General features: G+C 47.9%; 13 protein-coding genes. All 13 read left to right on the top strand.

The window, feature by feature from the left end; genetic code table 11:
• Positions 1 to 10: 10 nt before the first annotated feature.
• A complete protein-coding gene (locus tag MHI55_RS28855; RefSeq protein ID WP_340387879.1) occupies positions 11 to 658 on the top strand; it encodes a beta-mannanase in 648 nt (215 codons plus the stop codon).
• A 90-nt stretch (positions 659 to 748) separates the two neighbouring features.
• Positions 749 to 2008, top strand: a complete 1260-nt coding sequence (locus MHI55_RS28850; protein WP_340387877.1) for a hypothetical protein — start codon at positions 749 to 751, stop codon at positions 2006 to 2008.
• Entirely contained in the window at positions 2005 to 5211 is a 3207-nt protein-coding gene (locus tag MHI55_RS28845; RefSeq protein WP_340387874.1) for a hypothetical protein, read from the top strand. The genes MHI55_RS28850 and MHI55_RS28845 overlap by 4 nt, the downstream gene beginning before the upstream one ends.
• 654 nt (positions 5212 to 5865) lie before the next feature.
• Positions 5866 to 6750, top strand: coding sequence for an ABC transporter ATP-binding protein (locus MHI55_RS28840; RefSeq protein ID WP_036612750.1), 885 nt, complete (start codon positions 5866 to 5868; stop codon positions 6748 to 6750).
• A 240-nt stretch (positions 6751 to 6990) separates the two neighbouring features.
• On the top strand, positions 6991 to 7470 hold the full coding sequence (locus tag MHI55_RS28835; protein WP_047840764.1) for a glutathione peroxidase: 480 nt from the start codon (positions 6991 to 6993) through the stop codon (positions 7468 to 7470).
• Positions 7471 to 7954: 484 nt separating this feature from the next.
• Positions 7955 to 9316, top strand: a complete 1362-nt coding sequence (locus MHI55_RS28830; protein ID WP_253503821.1) for an FAD-dependent oxidoreductase — start codon at positions 7955 to 7957, stop codon at positions 9314 to 9316.
• 377 nt (positions 9317 to 9693) lie between these two features.
• Positions 9694 to 10545 (top strand): formate/nitrite transporter family protein, encoded by an 852-nt coding sequence (locus tag MHI55_RS28825; RefSeq protein ID WP_340387872.1) that lies wholly within the window; start codon positions 9694 to 9696, stop codon positions 10543 to 10545.
• Between the two features lie 426 nt (positions 10546 to 10971).
• Complete coding sequence (locus tag MHI55_RS28820; RefSeq protein ID WP_340387870.1) at positions 10972 to 13035, top strand: molybdopterin oxidoreductase family protein; 2064 nt, start codon at positions 10972 to 10974, stop codon at positions 13033 to 13035.
• 192 nt (positions 13036 to 13227) lie between these two features.
• Positions 13228 to 14451 carry an MFS transporter gene (locus MHI55_RS28815; protein ID WP_340390657.1) on the top strand — a complete coding sequence of 408 codons (1224 nt, stop codon included), beginning with the start codon at positions 13228 to 13230 and terminating at the stop codon, positions 14449 to 14451.
• Between the two features lie 205 nt (positions 14452 to 14656).
• Entirely contained in the window at positions 14657 to 15571 is a 915-nt protein-coding gene (locus MHI55_RS28810; protein ID WP_340387868.1) for a class I SAM-dependent methyltransferase, read from the top strand.
• 269 nt (positions 15572 to 15840) lie between these two features.
• Positions 15841 to 17388, top strand: a complete 1548-nt coding sequence (locus tag MHI55_RS28805; RefSeq protein ID WP_340387866.1) for a response regulator — start codon at positions 15841 to 15843, stop codon at positions 17386 to 17388.
• A gap of 226 nt (positions 17389 to 17614) precedes the next feature.
• Positions 17615 to 18580 carry an ABC transporter permease subunit gene (locus tag MHI55_RS28800; protein WP_017691858.1) on the top strand — a complete coding sequence of 322 codons (966 nt, stop codon included), beginning with the start codon at positions 17615 to 17617 and terminating at the stop codon, positions 18578 to 18580.
• 15 nt (positions 18581 to 18595) lie between these two features.
• Positions 18596 to 19465 carry a carbohydrate ABC transporter permease gene (locus MHI55_RS28795; RefSeq protein ID WP_036667808.1) on the top strand — a complete coding sequence of 290 codons (870 nt, stop codon included), beginning with the start codon at positions 18596 to 18598 and terminating at the stop codon, positions 19463 to 19465.
• Positions 19466 to 19485 lie beyond the last annotated feature (20 nt).

The following is a 19485-nucleotide window of genomic DNA, read 5'->3' as shown; positions in this document are numbered from 1 at the left end:
GTCAATGGAAATGCGGTTTACGGATGCAGACCCTTCGACACCCTTGATTCGAAAACTGACACTTGCGGTGGACGAAGGGCGTTGTACACTTCGCTGGCTCTGGCCGGAACGGGTAGAAGCTGTGTATGTGGAACGGCTGGAGCTGGATATGATGAGCGATGATCGTACCGGGGAAGAGGCTGCACAGGGCAAGCTGAAGCTGTACACGAGAGAGGAATATAAGGCGAGCAATGGTTACACGGATCGGATTACAGGTTTTGGTGCCATCAAGTACACCGTGTATGTGTGTCAGATGGAGGAAGAGGGACCTGTACTGATCCGTCAACGAGACGAGGACAACATGGTGATTGCAAGCGCAGGGAAGGCGGATATCCGCTTTTCCATTCGTTACAAGAGCGGTTTTTTTCAGAAACGAAAAAGTGTATTGATCACCGTCACAGCGGAAGTACCTGTTCCAAAGGAAGCCCTCTGTTATGTTCGCAAACAGGGCGGGGTTCCGCTGAATAAGGAAGATGGTACGGTGTACCCTTTTGTGAGTGATTTTGCTCCCGGAAGAAATGAGATGCCGCCCGTTGAAGTTGCCAAGGATGATTATGTGCGATTATTCTTCACGGACGGACCGAAATATGGAGCCGCCTATCGGCTTATATCAGACTAGATAGTTGGACTAGCGATGGGAAGGTTACTCTGTCATCGTAGTGCAAGTGTAAATCACCTTAGTCTGACTGATCAGGGGAGGGGAGTGGCTATGAGCTTTTTTAGTCGGTTTTTGAAGAGACAACAGCCGGAGGAACGTCCGCTGTTTTATGATATTGTATGCCCTTATTGTTTCAGCAAGTTTTCACCGGAAGGGGTGGTGTTCCGCGCCGCACATCACCGCGATGATGACGAGGACTACGCACTCGGGGAAGATGCGAAGTTGAATCGGTATCGCGAAAGGTTCGGACTCGACACGGTATTTGATATGGAGGCGGTATTGGCACCCCATGATGTACCGGAGGAACACCGTATTTATTCCGATAACATCGTGATGGGGCTGAACGATCGGTATGGTGTCGTTACGCGTCGCCGGTTGTGTCCGCAATGTCATAACGAGCTGCCTGTTACGGCAGGTAAAGCACCGAGCAATATCATTTCCATTATTGGTGCATCCCAGGTGGGGAAATCCGTCTATATGACTTCACTAATTCATACATTGCAGCATTATACGGCCGATCATTTTGACGCGGCTTGCATGCCATTGAATGCGGAGATCAGCCGCCGGTTCCGTGCAGATTATGAAGAACCGTTGTTCGAACGGGGGGATCTGCTGGATTCCACACAGAAGGAGAAATTACAGGAGCCGTTTATCTTCCAGTTTGTGTTCAAGGACGAAGATAAAGCGCCGCTGACTCTGGTGTTCTTTGACGTTGCGGGTGAAGGTATGGTGGAGCAGGATTATCTCGGACTTCACGGGCAGCACATCAAGAACTCGGCAGGCATTCTGTTTATGGTGGACCCGCTTCAGATTCGTTCGATTCGGGACAAAATCCGCATTAACCTTGGCAACGAGCCGGGAGAGTGGACACCACGATACGATGAGCCACGTGACGTGGTACTGACGATGTTTGGAGATTTTATCGCGTATCAGGATAAAGCCAAGACCAATATTCCAACGGCCGTTGTGCTCACCAAAAGCGACATGCTGCATTCCCTCAAGGATGAAGAGGGCGATTATATCAAATCCAACAGTAATGTCTTCCGCAACATGGTGCACCGCGATTGGTTCGACTTAACCGAGTTCGAGAATATCGATGGAGAGATCCGGCGTTTTATCGAGAAGGTGGATCGTCCGTTCAAGGGCACGATGGATGTGTACTTCAAGGATACAGCCTATTTCGCAGTCTCTGCGCTGGGCAGCAATCCGGTGGATATGAAATTGCAGGGTGTGGTTAGCCCCATCCGCGTGGATGAACCCTTCCTGTGGCTGCTGTACAAGCTGAAGTACATTGAGGGGAGAGTGGGATGATGCGTTCTACCGTAACCCCGCCCATTGAACAACAGTTGTATACCCGAGAGCGGCGCGGGGTGTTTCGCACAACGGAGGGGTTTGATACGGTTGCGGCATCGCCGGGACTAGACCCTTCTTTTATCAAAAAAGTGCTTCACCCCTACTGTGTCTATGACGCTCCAGCGGAGCTAACAGGCCGTAGCGAGAAGGACGAGACGAAGTTTCCGGCTTCCATTCACCTGCTTCATCTGGAGAGTGGAGAGACGATTCTTGGGCAAAATGTGTACCAGTCTGCAGATTTCACCGGGCTACGCAGTGCCTTTTTTGCACATAATTACGTCTTGTCTCCCGAACGCTCGGAAGAGCAGATGAAACAAGGCGGCTGGCTGGATGCCGTGTTCGCCACGTCCTATGACATCGAACAAGGTACAGTTCTGCCGGCACTTGCTGAATTGCCTATATCACCTCGGAGCGGACAGGGTGGGGCGACCGATGCTGGCGTAGGATCACCAACCCAAGTGCTGAGCGCTTTGAAAATGAACGAAGTGCTGTTCAAGCGCCTGCTCTATGCGGTAATGCAGTCTGTAGCGACACGTAGAAAAGTATACATTGCGCTGGACCTTCCCGCAGAGGAAGTGACCGCAGGGGCCAAAGGATTGTTACGTTTGCTGTACACGGCTTTACCCTACGCATTCCGGCGGCAGCTGGGATTCATGACGTTTGCCAAGGAGCCACAGGCCAAGAAGGGCATCCACGTCCAGTTTGTAGAGCGAGGGACGTTACGTCCGAAAGACCGGAATACGGAGAAGGATTTCACCTTTGATCTGGTATCAGGCAGAGTGACACATGCGGATGCATCTGTGGCGAAGTTACCTTACGCGGAATTCGCTTGGGCCTTATTGCAGGAACCTGCGGCGGCGGATGCGTTCTATACGTTTGCGGATGAAATGTTGTCCGGCATGGAACCTGGGCGGGAACTTTCCATTGAAGCCTATGGCGAACTTGCGGTGTTCTATGGTCTTGAACAAGGCATGGAAGACTTGTATCTGGATAACAAAAGTCATGTCCTGAGTGGCTTGCTGACCTATTTGAAGCCGGATGGTGGATTACAGCAACGTTCCCGTCTGAACGAGCTGTTCCTGACCTTGCTCAGCAGGGAACTGGACAGCGTGAAGCGTGAGAACGTACCCGAAGAAGACGTCGCAGCTCGCATTGGCGAATATTTCAGTGTTGCCACGCCCGTGGTGCAATCCCGGATTGTGGACTATTTTATCTACGGTGTGAATAATGCCCGCGCCCAGAAGCGTATGCGTGCTGTGCAGGAATTGTATGCTGTGCTGGATCGGGATCCGCAGCTGAATCGGGCTTTCTTTGATAAAGTGCTGGCCAATGAATCGCTTACCAAGCTGTTGTTCGAGCCTTATCTGGACAATCAGCTGAAACGCACGGAATCGGCAGCGAACGTTGTTGAAGTGATCCGAAGATGGGTTACGTCCCATCCATCTGCGATCCACTACAGCTTCTTGCAGGAGCGGACAGCCAATGAGTTGCGTGAACGGTTATGTTCTGCGCCTAATCCGGTACAGTCTGCGAATGAAGCCCTCCAGCGTGTTAACATACTGGATCGGGTATCCGCTGATGTCACCTATGATACAGGCATTACAGCACGAATTGGTCAATCTGAAGCTACAGCCCGTCCTAATCGCAAAGGGGGATCTCCGTCTGCCAGTCAAGATCCGGCATATCAGGAGGAGTTAACCCGCCTTGCAGACAAGCTTGCTTATGTCATTAACCTGTTTATGATTCAGGATCTGGATCTGGAGCGGGTTAACCGTGAACAGCTATTAAGCATTGATATTTTGCAGCATGGCAATGAGGTTCGGGATTGGGCGGCACGTCAGGGTTCTGATGTATCTGCTCGAACGAACATGATGCTGGCTGCGAGAGTGTGGCTTAGTGGCGAGGGGAATGAAGAAGAGGCATTGGAGGCACTTTCCCTGGCAGAACGCAATGAACTTCAACGCTGGACGCGTCGCTGGCTTGCCGGAGAGCTGCAGGCTCATCCGGGGATTGCGGCATATGAAGCTTTGCCGATGGCTTTTTATCGGGGAGGAAGCGGCAGCAATCGGTTGGATTATCCTGGCCTGATTGAATTCATCCGTACCAATGCAAGTCGTGCTGAAGGGCTGTATCCATTCTTCGAATGGTCAGGAGATCATCGGATGTTTGTCCGGGGTTCCAATGCGCATAAAGGATATGCGGATGCCATCGTGGCGTATTTCAAAGCCCATGACCGTGAAGCTTTCAAGTCGAAGTCAGCTTTCAAACCGTATTATGTGAGAGCCAGCAAGACAATGAAGCCGGTCTATGACCGTGCGAAGACGGAATTGTCCTCTCCACTGGTGCGGATGCTAACGGGTAAAAGGAAAAACCTGTTCGGATTAATCCTCTTGATCCTGGTTCTGGGTATTGCTGGCGGTACATATGCATGGATGAAAGATTCTGTAGAGCCGCCAGCGGCATCCCCTCCATCTACCCAGGAGCCTGTCATACCGGCTGAACCTGAGGTGCAGCTCGCGGAGCAGATTGCTTATATGATTCCTGCGAGTGAACAGGAGGGTACGGAGTCACCTGCTCAACTGGTGATCCGTTTCAGGAATGATACGGGAAGCACTGAGTTTGAGCAAGGCCCGCTGCAATTGACGATGAAAGATGGCAACACGCAGGAGTTGGATGCTACAGGTAAGTGGGAGAGTTTTAATCGGAATGAGGAGCCAGATAACCAAGTTCCTTCCGATGGTGGCTCAGGAAGTACTTCCGAAGGAAGCACGGATGGTTCTTCAGCGGGAAACATAGAGCAGACGGAGGATGGCGATCAGCAGGCCGATCCTTCAACATCGGGTGATTCCACTTCAGATCCTGCTACTGATACAACAACGGATGCAGAGACGAATGCATCGTCTAATGCTGCGAGTGGAGACACGGATCAAGGTACGGATGCCGATCAAGCTACTGGTTCTACATCGCCTGACACATCTGTATCCAATGAACAGGATGCGAACACTCCTGCACAGATGTCTATTGGAGAGGTAGATCGTCTCTATCCGTATGGATTGCAGATCGATCTTCCAGCGAATATGGATGCCGAGAGCATTGTCAGTGTGAAGAGTACGCAGGGCAATATGACGGTGATCCAATTGATGCCGCAGCCGAAGCTGTAAGTTATTTTATATGAGCGTGTTGCATAGATTCATTAAGTGTCTTTTAATTCAATAATGAAAATGCTGACTTCATACCTTATTAAACGAGCGTATGTGAGATGACCTTGAACTTTAGATTTCAAGGTCATCTTTTTTTGTTTGATATGGCGGCTGGATAGATTGAACTAACATTTACACAAAAACGGAGAGGACAGAAATAACCTGAAGAAGTAAAGCGTTCGCCTAAAAGCTTTCTAAAGGAAAGCTACATCGGAAGCATATGCTATCCCCGGATTTACCCTCTAAGAAAGGATAAAAAATCTGGGGATAACAGCGATCAGAAGGTTGTTCTGTCATCGGAGTGGCCACATTCACAATTCAGACACAAAATTTACGATTCAAGAGTTTGAAAAACAGTCAGAAGTGATAAAGTGCGCGGAATGAATGAGAAAAGATCTCATGTGTACTTGGGAAAAGAGCGGGATTTCTGCTACAGAAAGACCAAATAAAGCACGAAAAGAGAAGAAAATTTGGTTTTTTATGTTGACAAATGATAATGATTATCAGTATCTTTAGTGTAGAAGATATTTGCGTCGGAAATCACAGAATTACAATTTCGTTTTTGTTGTCATAGCCGGATTACATAACCGGGATAAATGAGAGAGGGATGATCGCATGTTTCGTCTGGAGACGACCAAGCTGGATATCGCTTATGAGGAAAGACTAATTGTAGAGGATCTGAATATTCAGATTCCCCAAGGAAAAATTACAGCACTTGTTGGAGCCAATGGTTCAGGAAAGTCAACCATCCTGAAAACGATGGCACGTATTATGGCTCCAAAAGCAGGTAATGTATTGCTCGACGGGAAGTCCATCCATAAACAGTCCACGCGTGAAGTTGCCAAGCAACTTGCGATTTTGCCACAGAATCCAACAGCTCCTGAAGGTCTTACCGTTACTGAACTGGTATCGTATGGTCGCTTTCCTTATCAAAAAGGATTTGGCTCCATGCGTGCGGAAGACAAACGTATGATTGAATGGGCTATCGAAGTGACAGCCATGACTGAATTCCATGATCGTCCGATTGATCAACTGTCTGGTGGACAGCGTCAACGTGCCTGGATTGCCATGGCACTTGCACAAGAAACAGATATCCTTTTCCTGGACGAGCCGACTACGTTCCTGGATATGGCTCACCAGCTCGAAGTATTGCAATTACTGGAGCAACTGAATGCCACAGCCAACCGTACCATTGTTATGGTTGTGCATGACTTGAATCATGCTTCCCGCTACGCACATCACATGATTGGTATCAAAAAAGGTAAAGCCATCGCTCATGGTTCACCTGTGGAAGTTATGAACTCAGATGTACTTCGTGAAGTATTCAACATTGAAGCAGATATCGTGATTGATCCGCGTTCCGGTGTACCGCTCTGCTTGCCTTACGCTCTTGCAGGCGAACGCCAGCAATCGAAGACGCCAGAGCAGCTGGTCATGAACAGTGCGATGGTTCATGCTGGAGGACGGGCAGAACCACGTGTTCAAGCGACAGGAAGTTAACGAAATGGGCCATATGTGGGTCCTTACATTATAGAATGAAGCCGCTGTGCGCTATCGCACGCGGCTCTTTTGCATTCATGGGGGATTTGCAATGCATGGGAGCAAAGGGGACGGGTAGACCCTGGATTTGGTAATCGCATCGGATCAGGTCTATAATAATAAGACAGGCTGTGAGTTCATTGGTTATGCCAACATGCTCGCAACAGCCCAAACCAACATATGTCATGGGAGGAATCAGTCATGTCCGTATATTCATATCAGGCGGTAACCACCGCGAACCAAGAAGTCTCACTGGATCTGTATCAAGGTAAAGTATTGGTCATTGCCAATACAGCCAGCAAGTGTGGGCTGACCCCGCAATACGGTGAATTGCAAAAGCTCTATGATCGTTATCGCGATCAAGGCTTGGTTGTACTGGGTTTCCCTTGTAACCAGTTTGGAGGGCAGGAGCCAGGTACAAGTGAGGAAGCAGAATCATTTTGCCAGATTAACTATGGTGTGAATTTCCCGGTGTTTGCCAAGGTAGACGTGAATGGTGAGGACACTCATCCCCTGTTCCAATACCTGAAGGAGCAACAACCTGGCGTAGGTGAAACAAGCGACATCCAATGGAACTTCACCAAGTTCCTTGTTAACCGTGAAGGTGAAGTGGTAGGTCGTGTTGAACCGAAAGAATCTCCGGAGACAATGATTGCAGATATCGAGAAATTGCTCGGTTAATACATGAACGTTGAGAAGCCTGTCCTTGCATAAGCAAGGATGGGCTTCTTTGATTATTTTATATACGCGGATTTATTCTCTTCACAGGTAGGAGTCGGATCCATGAAATCAACCCTGTAATGAAAATTGAAGCCATTTATTTTTTGTACAAGTAAAACATGAATGTAAGAGAGGACTCTAACTTTATACGTCCACACTGCATTCATACAGGGATCACGGAAGCCATTACATAGCATAAACGCGCCCAAATCCGGGGACAATGAAATCAATACAATGAAGGGAAGCAAGGCTTAAATACAGGTGAATGACCTCCTTCGACAAACTTTTTTTTCAAAACCTATTGCAATGTGAAAAATATCACATTATAATGAGTATATAAAGTGAAATAAATCACATACACTGTTTCGGACAAGAAGTGAAATGTTTCACAACCATAACAACCTTATATTCAAACTCATTTATATATTTCGAGGAGGAACTTTTAATGAAAATCGCAGTTATCGGATGTACACACGCAGGAACCGCAGCCATCGTAAATACCGCCAAATTGTACCCGGATGCTACCATCACGGTGTATGAGCGCAATGACAATATCTCCTTCCTATCTTGTGGCATTGCGCTCTACGTAGGTGGGGTTGTGAAAGACCCTGACGGCTTGTTCTATTCTTCGCCTAATCAACTGGCAGAGCTTGGTGTTGAGACTAAGATGCTTCATGAAGTAACAGCAGTAGATGCCAAGGGCCATACCCTTCAGGCTAAAAACCTGCAAACCGGGGAAGAATTTGAAGATACGTTTGACAAACTGATCGTGACAACGGGTTCATGGCCTGTCGTTCCAAAGCTTGAAGGCATCGAGATGGATAACATTTTACTTTGCAAAAACTACAATCATTCCAACACGATTATTGAAAAAGCCAAAGATGCCAAACGTGTTACCGTTGTAGGTGCAGGATATATCGGCGTAGAGCTGGTGGAGGCTTTCCAAATGAACGGCAAGGAAGTTACCCTGATCGACAGTGTGGACCGGATTTTGAACAAATACCTGGACCCTGAATTCACGGATGCGATCGAAGACACGTTGACTGGACGCGGCATCAAACTGGCTCTTGGTCAAACGGTACAGAAGTTTACTGGTGAAGATGGCAAAGTAACTAAGGTGATCACGTCCAAAGGAGAGTTCGAAACCGATCTGGTTATTCTGTGCATTGGTTTCCGTCCAAATACAGAGCTGCTCAAAGGCCAAGTGGATATGCTGCCAAACGGCGCAATCATCGTGGATAAATACATGCAAACGAGCCAAAAAGACGTCTTCGCTGCGGGTGACAGCTGTGCTATTCATTACAACCCAACAGGCAAAGCATCTTACATTCCACTGGCAACCAACGCCGTGCGGATGGGTACACTCGTAGCCCGTAACCTGGTTCGTCCTACGACACCGTATATGGGTACACAAGGAACATCGGGTATCAAAATTTATGAGCAAAATATCGCGGGTACAGGGATGACGGAAATGTCTGCTGCTGACGAAGGCCTGATTGTTGAATCCGTGGTACTGGAAGACAGCTACCGTCCGGAGTTCATGCCAACGGCTGAGAAACTGTTACTCAAAGTAGTATATGAGCAGGCTACTCGTCGGATCGTTGGAGCACAGGTGATGTCTCAGGTTGATCTGACTCAATCGATTAATACGATCTCGGTTTGCATCCAAAATAACATGACCGTAGATGAGCTGGCCTTCATCGACTTCTTCTTCCAGCCACATTACAACAAACCGTGGAACTTCCTGAACACGGCGGGTCTGCAAGCACTGCCTCCAATAGAAGTAAAAGCACCAGCAATGGTGTAAGGAAGCAGAATAGATGGTTTAACAGCGATCTTGATAAACGCCATACAAAGATAAGTCATGCTTGTCCGTAAATAAGAGGTGTACAATAACTGCCAAGATTACGAAACAAGGCGGACGATTATAAAGGAAAGAGAAGACTGGCGAGTATATCGTCAGTCTTCTTTTTTGTTGTTTTAGCTACAAAAGGCCTTACTACACTCTTGCTGTCATAACTATTCCAAGACACTCTTAAAGTATCTTTTTAAGTAACATTGTGATAATTTGCACAAAGTTTCATGCAGTAGCAAGATACAATTGAGATATGGTATTCAACGCATAAACAAAGGAATTCAGATGGTTTTATCCAACGATGAACAATGAAGGAGAGGATGAATGATATGGCAGCAAAAACACCTCTTGAGGTTGCACAATATACGGCGCAAACAGGCATGAAGAAGGCTCAATATCCGGCGTCTTCTGTACTGGTGCTCAGTTTTCTGGCAGGGGCTTTTATTGCGCTAGGTTTTCTACTGGATATTCGGGTGATTGCTTCTGCGCCAGCTGAGTGGGGAAGTCTGGTCAATCTGATTGGAGCAGCAGTGTTCCCGGTTGGATTAATCTTGGTACTCATCGGTGGTGGAGAGCTGCTGACAGGTAACATGATGGCAGTTCCACTTGCAACGATTGCAAGAAAATTATCCGTGGGTAGCATGTTGAAAAATCTAACCTTAGTGACGATTGGTAATTTTGTTGGAGCTTTGTTTGTCGCGTACGCGTTTGGACATGTGCTGGGCCTGACCGGAGAGGGTGTATATCTGGCAAAAGTGGTGGATATGGCTGGGCATAAGCTGCATGACGGCTTCCTGCAAGCTTTCATCTCTGGCATCGGCTGTAACTGGCTGGTCGCGCTGGCCGTGTGGTTATCTTATGCTTCGGATACGATGAGTGGCAAGGTACTGGGCATTTGGTTTCCAACGATGGCATTTGTGGCGATTGGATTCCAGCACGTTGTGGCCAATATGTTCCTCATCCCGGCGGCAATCTTTGAAGGACATTATTCGTGGGGTCAATATGTGATGAATTTCATTCCGGTATGGCTCGGGAATCTGACTGGTGGTGCTCTGTTTGTAGCTGCAGCCTATTGGGTGGTGTACCTGCGCCAAGCTGAGCCAAAAGTGAAGCCAGAGATGGCAACGTCGATCGAAGCTGTGGAGACGGAGGCTAGAGTGATGTTGAGTAAACAAGCATAGCGGGCACAGCGTAGCATGTGTGCACGGGTTATAGAAGAGAAGACGATTCTGATCTTGCTCGGTTCATGGCGAATATGCTGTGAGGGAGCAGGGCGGGATCGTTTTTTTTGTATGGGGTTCTTGTTGGAGTTTAACGCAAAATAAATTCGCCATGAAAAGGTTCGGGGGAACGAAACCTGTTCATGGCGAATTTCGGGAGTGGTCCATGATATGGCATGAGGAGGAAGTGGGGAAACACTAGCCTAATGCCTTATTTTTAATTTACCCCTGAATTCTGAAGTTGAATCAAACTCAAAAACATTTTTTTGAAAATAATTTAAAGCCGCTATAGCGGCGAATATGAAGCAAAAACATACTGTTCTCTTTACGCGATAACCTCGAAGAAGATATGATATAGGGATAGCTTTTAAAGAGGGGAGCCTTACGATGATCGATCAGGAGAATGGTGTATTTGCGGCGGTGTGCCCGCTCGACTGTCCGGACACTTGTGGTCTGTTATTACATAAAGAGAACGGCAAAATTGTGAAGGTGGCAGGCAATCCGGATCATCCGATCACCAAGGGTGCCATCTGTAATAAAGTCAGAAATATGACTGAGCGGGTGTATCACCCCGAGCGTCTACAATATCCGATGAAACGTGTAGGAGCCAAAGGTGAAGGCCAGTTTGAACGAATCAGTTGGGATGAAGCGATTCGCGAGATTACGACCAAATTCACTGCATTGTCCGAAACCTACGGCTCGGAGAGTATCCTGCCCTACAGCTTTTACGGTAACATGGGCATTCTCGGCGTAGACGGTATGGATCGGCGTTTCTTCAATGCGCTTGGTGCGAGTGTACTGGAGCAGACGATCTGTAACTCCGCTGGAAATACCGGCTGGAAATATACGATGGGTGCCAATCGGGGAACGGTGCCGGAAGATACGGAGCATGCGGATCTCATCCTGGTGTGGGGTGGCAATATCGTCAGTACAAATATGCACCAGGTCGTTTTGGCGGAGAAAGCCCGCAAAAAAGGCGCCAAGATCGTCGTCATCGACGTTCATCGCAATCGTACCGCACAGTGGGGCGACTGGTTTATTCCGCTGTATCCGGGCACGGACAGTGCACTGGCGCTAGGATTGATGCATGTGTTGTTCGAACGGGGACTAACGGATGAAGCGTTTATGCAAAAGTATACGATAGGTCATGAGGCACTACGTGATCATGTCCGCAGTTACACCCCTGAACGTGTGGCACGCATTACGGGCGTGCCGGAGGAAACGATTGTGGAGCTGGCCGAACTATACGGCAACGCACAGGCAGCCCATATTCACATCGGCAATGGCCTCCAGCACCATGATAATGGGGGGATGAACGTGCGTAGCGTTGCATGTCTGCCTGCTATTACAGGGCAATGGCTGAAGCAAGGCGGCGGTGCCGTTCGCACCAACAGCTACGCGAGCACAAATAGCGACGCGCTCGAACGTCCGGAGCTGCGGCAGAATCCCGAGCCGCGAGTGGTGAACATGAACCGGATTGGTGAAGCGTTGCTGGAAGCAGAGCAGCCAATCCGGGCTATGATGGTTTACTGCAGCAATCCACTGGTGGTGGCACCGGATACCGAGCGGGTGGAGCGAGGTTTTGCACGGGAAGATTTATTCACGGTTGTGCATGATCTGTTCATGACGGATACAGCGAAATATGCAGATATCGTATTGCCAGCCACATCTTCATTTGAAGCGACGGACCTGTACACCTCTTATTGGCATCAGTACGTTCATCTGCAAGAGCCGGTAATTGCACCGATTGGGGAGAGCAAGAGCAACGTGGAACTGTTCTCACTGCTTGGGCAGGCTATGGGGTACGATCCTGCAATCTTCGGAGAAACGCCGGAACAGATGATTGAGGACGCACTTCAGGGCACAGGCAACCCCTACATGAATGGGGTCACGTTGGAGGGACTGAAGGAACACCGATTCGTGAAGCTGGATATGACGCCACATGCTGCATATCTGGATCAGCTGCCCACGCCTTCAGGCAAAATCGAATTGTATTCGGAGACGATGGAACAGAGAGGGCTTCCGCCGCTCCCTACCTATAGTGCTCTGGTCGAAGGATACGATGGGGAGAATCCGGCTGGACCTGCCGATACGTATCCATTGATGTTCCTGTCGCCGCCAAACCATAATTTCCTGAACTCCACCTTTGGCAATTCAGCCAAACATCAACGTTTGGAAAAGATGCCTCTATTGCAGATACACCCCGAGGATGCCATCCGTAGAAATGTGGAGGATGGCGATGCAGTAGTCGTATGGAATGATCGTGGGCGCATTGAACTTACCGCCAAGGTGAGTGAAGCCATGCTGCCGGGAACAGTGATTAGCCAAGGCTTATGGTGGGATGGTGACGGGAAGAAGCAGCGGGCGAATTCACTGACGTCCAATCGGTTGTCGGACATGGGGAACGGGGCGACCTTTTTCTCAGCCACTGTTGAAGTGAAGCGTCAATGAGTGTGCTTGCAGCATGATTTTTTTGAGGTAAGATGAACAAAGGCTAGAATTTGAGCAGGATTATAGTGCAATTGATGTAACACTTCATAAAACCTTCGCTCTGGCTGGTTATATTTATGCCGTCAGGGCAAAGGTCTATTTTTTATGGCCATTTGTATGTGCAGAGGTACTAAGGAGAATGAACTAGAGATGATGAGATGGCTGGATAACTATCCAAAAGAAGTGAGAATATTTTTATTAGCAAGTCTGGTTAACGCAACCGGCAGTGCCTTGATGTGGCCGCTGACCACCATGTATGTGTTTGATGAGCTTGGACGGACGATGGCAAACGCGGGTTTTGTAATCCTCATTCAGTCCCTGGGTGGCATCTTTGGACAATTGCTTGGTGGTTCGTTGTATCACAGAGTAGGCGTGAAGAAGCTGATTATTGGCTCACTGGCGCTTAATGCGTTAGGTTTGTTTGCGTTGCCGTGGATTAGTGCGTATTGGGTCGTATTTATATGTGCCATGGGCTGGATTGGTCTGTTCAGTTCATTGTCGCTGCCAGCGATTCAAGCCTTTATTGGCTTCCGGTTTGCGGAGCGACGCGGTGAATTATTCAATATTATCTATGTGGCGAACAATATCGGGGTGGCGATTGGTACGGCGTTGAGCGGTTTTCTGGCTGACTTTTCCTATCACCTCAGCTTTGTACTGAACGGAGTGACCTCAGCCGGGTTTGCTATTTTCTTCTGGTATTATCTGTCGCGGGTTGAACCGGATCAGGGGGAAGTACATCTGACCAAACGGAAAACCGTCCCCGATGGGCCGGGCGTCTGGGCATTGCTGGGTAATACCCGACTATATCTGTTTATGAGCTTGGGCGTACTCTTCCTGTTATTCGGCAACTCCATCTGGAACACAGGTGTTTCCCCGTATATCATCTCTGAGGGTATGGAAAAAAGAATGTACGGTCTGCTCTGGACCCTGAACGGGGTGCTGATCTTTGTGGGCCAACCTTTTACCAGCTGGGTGAAACGGACCATGGCCCGTACCTCCACTGCCCAGATGACGGCGAGTGCGGTATTCTATGGCATGGCCTACATTGTGATGATTACCATGTACAGCTATCCAGGCATGGTGCTTGCAATGGTACTGGCCACGTTTGGAGAGATGTTGATCTCCCCTGCAACACCTGCGTTTATCTCGGAGCATGCGGGCAGGGCGGCGCCTTTTTACATTGGGATATCGGGTGGGATCGGTGCGGTTGGACGGGTTATCGGCCCCTATGCGATGGGGGTCATGTATGACAAACAGGGACTTATTCCGGTAGCGTGGCTGGCAACAGGCACAGCAGTTATTGCGGTACTTGGTTTTGTGTTGCATGCGGTGTTGAACCGTAATCGTGAAGTGAAGGAGTATGGAATGGACGCCTAACAGATCTCATCGGGTTGGATCGGATGCGGAAGGAAAAACGAGTTGAAGTGGACGGTAAATCCACTGTAAACTGTCTGTTCATCCGTAAATTATGGTTGACAAAAAAATGTATTTATGCTATAATTTACATATAAAAATATTCCGTATATAATAAGATTCTCCTGGCCAGGGGAATCTTATTTTTGTTTGTACGGGAGGAATAAGTATGAAGCAAAATGAATCCAGTATCACATCATTGATTTCGACTTTTGGCCGAGCTTATCACAGCCAACATGACACACCCCTCATTTTCGATGATTTTATGGCGAAATTGCTGATCTCTCCTCAAGAGTTTTCAGATATCAGCAATAACATGGTTAGAGGCATTCATTTTTTCAACCCGGATATGGCTCACGAGCTCAAGGACGACCCGGAAAAGATTCTAAAATGGATTACCCAGGTACAGTTATCTCCAATAACTCTGGCTCGGGCCGCTTACTGTGAGCATGTACTTTTGCATGAAGTCGCGTTGGGATTGAAGCAGGTAGTCATTCTTGGCGCCGGGATGGATACGTTTGCTTTGAGGCATCCGGAATTGGAGGACACGCTGGATATCATTGAAGTGGATTATCCGGCTACACAGCAATTCAAGAAAGAGCGGCTGAATCAGGCCGAGCTGACTATTCCGGACAATCTTCACTTGGTACCCATGGATTTTACGCGTGAGCTTTCGAATGACAGCTTGACTATTGAAGGTTTGAAGAAACGGAAGACGTTGGCTAGTCTCTTGGGTGTTTCGTATTATTTGCCCCAGAATGATCTGTTTAACGTGATTCGTCATGTGTTTGCGAACCTGCCAACCGGAAGCTCTATAGTTCTGGATTATGCAGATGAGCACCTTTTTGAGGAAAAAGGAATGTTTAATCGGGTTGAAAATATGGTTAAATTGGCTGCAATGGGTGGTGAGCCGATGCAATCCGGGTACGCATATGCGGAGATGGAGGCCTTGCTTGATGAAGCAGGGCTACTTATTTATGAGCATCTGACTCCCGAGGCGATTCAGGAACAGTTTTTCCAGGATCGAATCGATCATCTAAGGGCATTTGAAACGATACATTTCATTCACGCAGTAAAAAAATAAATCGATCCGGGCATGTAAGTCACCTATATAGCCGGCATTTGCATAGCAGCGGCAAACCTTCACCCTGTGGCAGGGTGAAGGTTGTTTGGTTTGATCAAAGGAACAGCACAAACCATGATTCTGTAGCCAATAACATCACACGTGATACAAATGTTCAACAATCAGACTTGTTAGGGTGCAATTCCATGTCATTCAATGTCCTCCCCTCTATTTGTGCATAATGCCCATATAATAGAATGGAACTGGTTAAAGGCAGGAGGATGCATGCGATGTACAAGGTTTTGCTGGTTGATGATGAATTTATGATCTCGGACGGGATCTCCAGTGTGGTGAACTGGTCCAGATTAGGAACAGAACTGATCGGCATTGCTCAAGATGGATTGGAAGCGCTTGCTGCAATTGAGCAGCAACGCCCGGATATCATCATCTCGGACATCCGCATGCCGGGAATGGATGGGTTACAGTTGGTTGAAGCTGTGGCAGAGAAGTATCAGCATATCTCATTCATCATGCTCACGGGTTTTACGGAGTTCGAATATGCGAAAACGGCCATGCAGTATGGGGTGAAGCACTATTTGCTTAAGCCCTGCAGTGAAGAGCATCTTGTACAGGCTATCAGTGAATTGGTCAGTGAGAAGCGGGAGTTGACCGATCAGGAGCGTTTTGTGCAGTCGATCCAATATAATCTGGAGCGTGTACTGCCGCATGCCAAGGAATATTTTCTGAAAGAGCTAGTCACGAACAGAACATACGGGGTCAAGGAATGGAAGTATTTCGAGGAATTATTCGATGTACAGTTTCAGGATCAGCGTGTGCGGTTGCTGCTGGTAGAGATTGAGGGGGATCATGAGTATTTGCACTTGTTCGCGGTGAAGAACATTGCCGAGGATATTTTTCACAATCCAATATTAAGTGCCACGGTTGGAAGGCATGTGCTACTAATTATGGAGGACAAGTTGTCTGAAACGCAGTTGTTCCATAATATCGATGAGATTCGCGCCACCTTTACCCGATATTATCATGATGATCTCACGATTGCCCTGAGCGAGCCAGGAGACCTCTCGCAGGCACGCCATTTGTACATGCAGACGCTGGTGTATCTCAATTACCGCTTTTACCTCGGTGAGGGCAGTCTCATTATGGAGCGGGATATTTACTCTCCCGGAGAGCGCATTCTTCCTGAATTCGAATACGATCCGGAGCGGATGGTTACTGCAATCAAGGCGGGACATTGGCAGGAAGTTGGATCAGAGCTGAACCGGATGTTTCAGCTGCTTGCCAGCTTGCGATACGATATATCCCAAACGAAGTCCTATCTTATTCAGATGTTTATGGAGATGATTCGACTCAGTGGTTCTGCCGAGATGAAAAGGTATATGGACCAGTTGCCAGGCATGATTGAATCCAGCACCCTGCATTCTTTTCAACAGTTTCTGCTTGCCGTCGCCAAAGAAATCACCTTGCGCCGCTATGAACAACATCGCTCCAGACAATCGCAGATGGTAGGTAGTGTGAAACAGTTGGTAGAGAAACGCTACAGGGACGAGACACTGACACTCCAGTCCATCGCCGGGGAAATATACATGAATCCAGACTACATCGGCAAAATGTTCAAAAAAGAAACCGGTGAGAAATTTACGAACTATGTATTAAGCTACCGCATCCGTAAAGCGTTGGAGCTTCTGGAGCAGGACGGGAACTGCACTGTATCCTCGCTTGCCGAGCAGACAGGGTTTGGTGCCAACTGGCCGTATTTCAGCAAAATGTTCAAGAAATACACGGGTTTCTCCCCTTCCGAGTATAAAAAAGTACCCTAAGACAGCGTTGCTGCGCTTCTACATAGCTAATCTTTATATCCGATCTACATCTAATCTGTGATCGGGCCCTGTACGCCATTCATCGGCAGCAGGGTCTTTTTTTGTCGGACGGAACTCGGTTTTGAACATCCATTTATCGGAAATGAGCATGGGAAGAAAAGGCGCTCGCTTCTATCATTAGAAGTGTCATGTTAGTGAATGAACATCGAGAGTGGAGGTTGAGTGGATGGAGCTGAATCGAAGCCGGGGGATTGAACCTGGGCGTTTGAAGCCAGCTGGCAAATGGAGTTCGGTGAAAAAGGAACTTGTCCGCAACAGATACGTTTATCTGATGCTCGTTCCTGTGGTAGCCTACTATCTGATTTTCAGCTATGGGCCAATGTACGGGCTACTGATGGCATTTCAGGAATCCTACAACCCGATCAAAGGAATCTTGGCAGGCGAATGGGTTGGATTTGATAACTTCACCATGTTTTTTGAAAGTTATTATTTCTGGCGACTGATTAAGAACACACTGATTTTGAGTTTTTACAGTATTGTATTTGGTTTCCCGGCTCCGATTCTACTAGCACTGTTGCTGAATGAAGTCCGGAAGAAGTGGTTCAGAGGTGCAGTACAGACCATCAGTTATATGCCGCATTTTATTTCGGTTGTCGTCGTGGTTGGAATGTTGAAAACGTTCTCATCTCTGGACGGTGGGTTATTTAACGTCATTCGTGACTTTTTTGATCTGCAGCCGATTATGTTTTTGGCGGAAAAAGATATGTTCCGTCCGATGTACATCCTGTCCAACATATGGCAGGGCGCAGGCTGGGCCTCGATTATCTTTTTGGCAGCGCTCAGTGGTATTGATCCTCAATTGTATGAGGCTTCCAAAATTGACGGTGCAGGCCGCTGGAGACAGCTGTTACATATTACACTGCCGGGCATTATGCCCACGATTGTGATCATGTTAATTCTGCGTATGGGGGCGGTCATGAACGCGGATTTTCAGAAAATATTGCTGATGCAAACGGCACCGACCTATGAGACATCGGATGTCATATCCACCTTTGTTTATCGATCCGGTATTTTGGAGGGGAACTATACGTACTCAACCGCCATCGGACTATTTAACGGCGTCATTAATTTCGCGCTGCTCATTATCGCAAACGCGATCAGCAGAAAGCTTAACTCAACCAGTCTATGGTAATCGGAAGGTGAAGCGATGAAACAGTCTATAGGGGAACGACTTTTTGATGTATTTAATACACTGCTGCTCTTGGTGATCATGGTTTTATGCTTGTACCCGATGCTGTACGTGTTCAATTCTTCAATCAGCGACCCGGACCAGATGCTGCGTTCCCGTTCACTGATGCTCATTCCTGAAGGTTTTCAGCTGGGAGCGTACAAGTCGGTATTTCAGGATACTCGCATCTATACGGGATATATGAACACCTTGTTCTATGTTGTGGTGGGTACCGCCATTAATCTGCTCATGACTTCACTGGCTGCATATGGGTTGTCACGCGGTGATCTGATGGGCAGAAAAACGCTGATGAAATTAATTACGTTCACGATGTTCTTCGGCGGGGGTATGATTCCAACTTTTCTGCTGATTCAGAATCTGGGCATGGTGGATACCCGTTTTGCGCTTATTATTCCCGGTGCCATCAGCACATTCTATTTCCTCATTATGAAAACAAACTTTGAAGGCATCCCGATCAGTCTGATCGAATCGGCGAAGCTTGATGGTGCCAATGACTTTCTGATTTTGTTCCGAATTGTACTGCCTTTGTCAAAGCCAATCCTGGCGGTCATGATGCTGTATTATGCGGTTGACCATTGGAATGATTATGTCGGACCGATGCTCTACCTGCGCAGTCAGGAGTTATATCCAATACAGATTATTATGCGTGATATTCTGATCAGCAGCAGTACGGAGGCCATGGGCGCTGGCGCTGATACCGGCTTTGCCATTGGGGAAAACATCAAATATGCGACTATTATTATCTCCACGCTGCCGATTATGCTGGTATATCCGTTCATCCAACGTTATTTTGTTCAGGGCGCTCTAATCGGTGCTGTGAAACAATAAAAAATGTATCCTATGGAGGC

The sequence above is a fragment of the Paenibacillus sp. FSL E2-0151 genome (assembly GCF_037993015.1).
Lineage (GTDB): Bacteria > Bacillota > Bacilli > Paenibacillales > Paenibacillaceae > Paenibacillus > Paenibacillus amylolyticus.
Note: the sequence above shows the minus strand (reverse complement) of the source record. Positions and strands in the feature narration are given on the sequence as shown.

Excerpts from the sequence above, each read along its gene's own strand:
- MHI55_RS28845 (WP_340387874.1), top strand. The coding sequence starts at position 2,005 with ATGATGCGTTCTACCGTAACCCCGCCCATTGAACAACAGTTGTATACC.
- MHI55_RS28850 (WP_340387877.1), top strand. The coding sequence starts at position 749 with ATGAGCTTTTTTAGTCGGTTTTTGAAGAGACAACAGCCGGAGGAACGT.
- MHI55_RS28840 (WP_036612750.1), top strand. The coding sequence starts at position 5,866 with ATGTTTCGTCTGGAGACGACCAAGCTGGATATCGCTTATGAGGAAAGA.
- MHI55_RS28835 (WP_047840764.1), top strand. The coding sequence starts at position 6,991 with ATGTCCGTATATTCATATCAGGCGGTAACCACCGCGAACCAAGAAGTC.
- MHI55_RS28810 (WP_340387868.1), top strand. The coding sequence starts at position 14,657 with ATGAAGCAAAATGAATCCAGTATCACATCATTGATTTCGACTTTTGGC.
- MHI55_RS28795 (WP_036667808.1), top strand. The coding sequence starts at position 18,596 with ATGAAACAGTCTATAGGGGAACGACTTTTTGATGTATTTAATACACTG.
- MHI55_RS28800 (WP_017691858.1), top strand. The coding sequence starts at position 17,615 with ATGGAGCTGAATCGAAGCCGGGGGATTGAACCTGGGCGTTTGAAGCCA.
- MHI55_RS28820 (WP_340387870.1), top strand. The coding sequence starts at position 10,972 with ATGATCGATCAGGAGAATGGTGTATTTGCGGCGGTGTGCCCGCTCGAC.
- MHI55_RS28830 (WP_253503821.1), top strand. The coding sequence starts at position 7,955 with ATGAAAATCGCAGTTATCGGATGTACACACGCAGGAACCGCAGCCATC.
- MHI55_RS28825 (WP_340387872.1), top strand. The coding sequence starts at position 9,694 with ATGGCAGCAAAAACACCTCTTGAGGTTGCACAATATACGGCGCAAACA.
- MHI55_RS28805 (WP_340387866.1), top strand. The coding sequence starts at position 15,841 with ATGTACAAGGTTTTGCTGGTTGATGATGAATTTATGATCTCGGACGGG.
- MHI55_RS28855 (WP_340387879.1), top strand. The coding sequence starts at position 11 with ATGCGGTTTACGGATGCAGACCCTTCGACACCCTTGATTCGAAAACTG.
- MHI55_RS28815 (WP_340390657.1), top strand. The coding sequence starts at position 13,228 with ATGAGATGGCTGGATAACTATCCAAAAGAAGTGAGAATATTTTTATTA.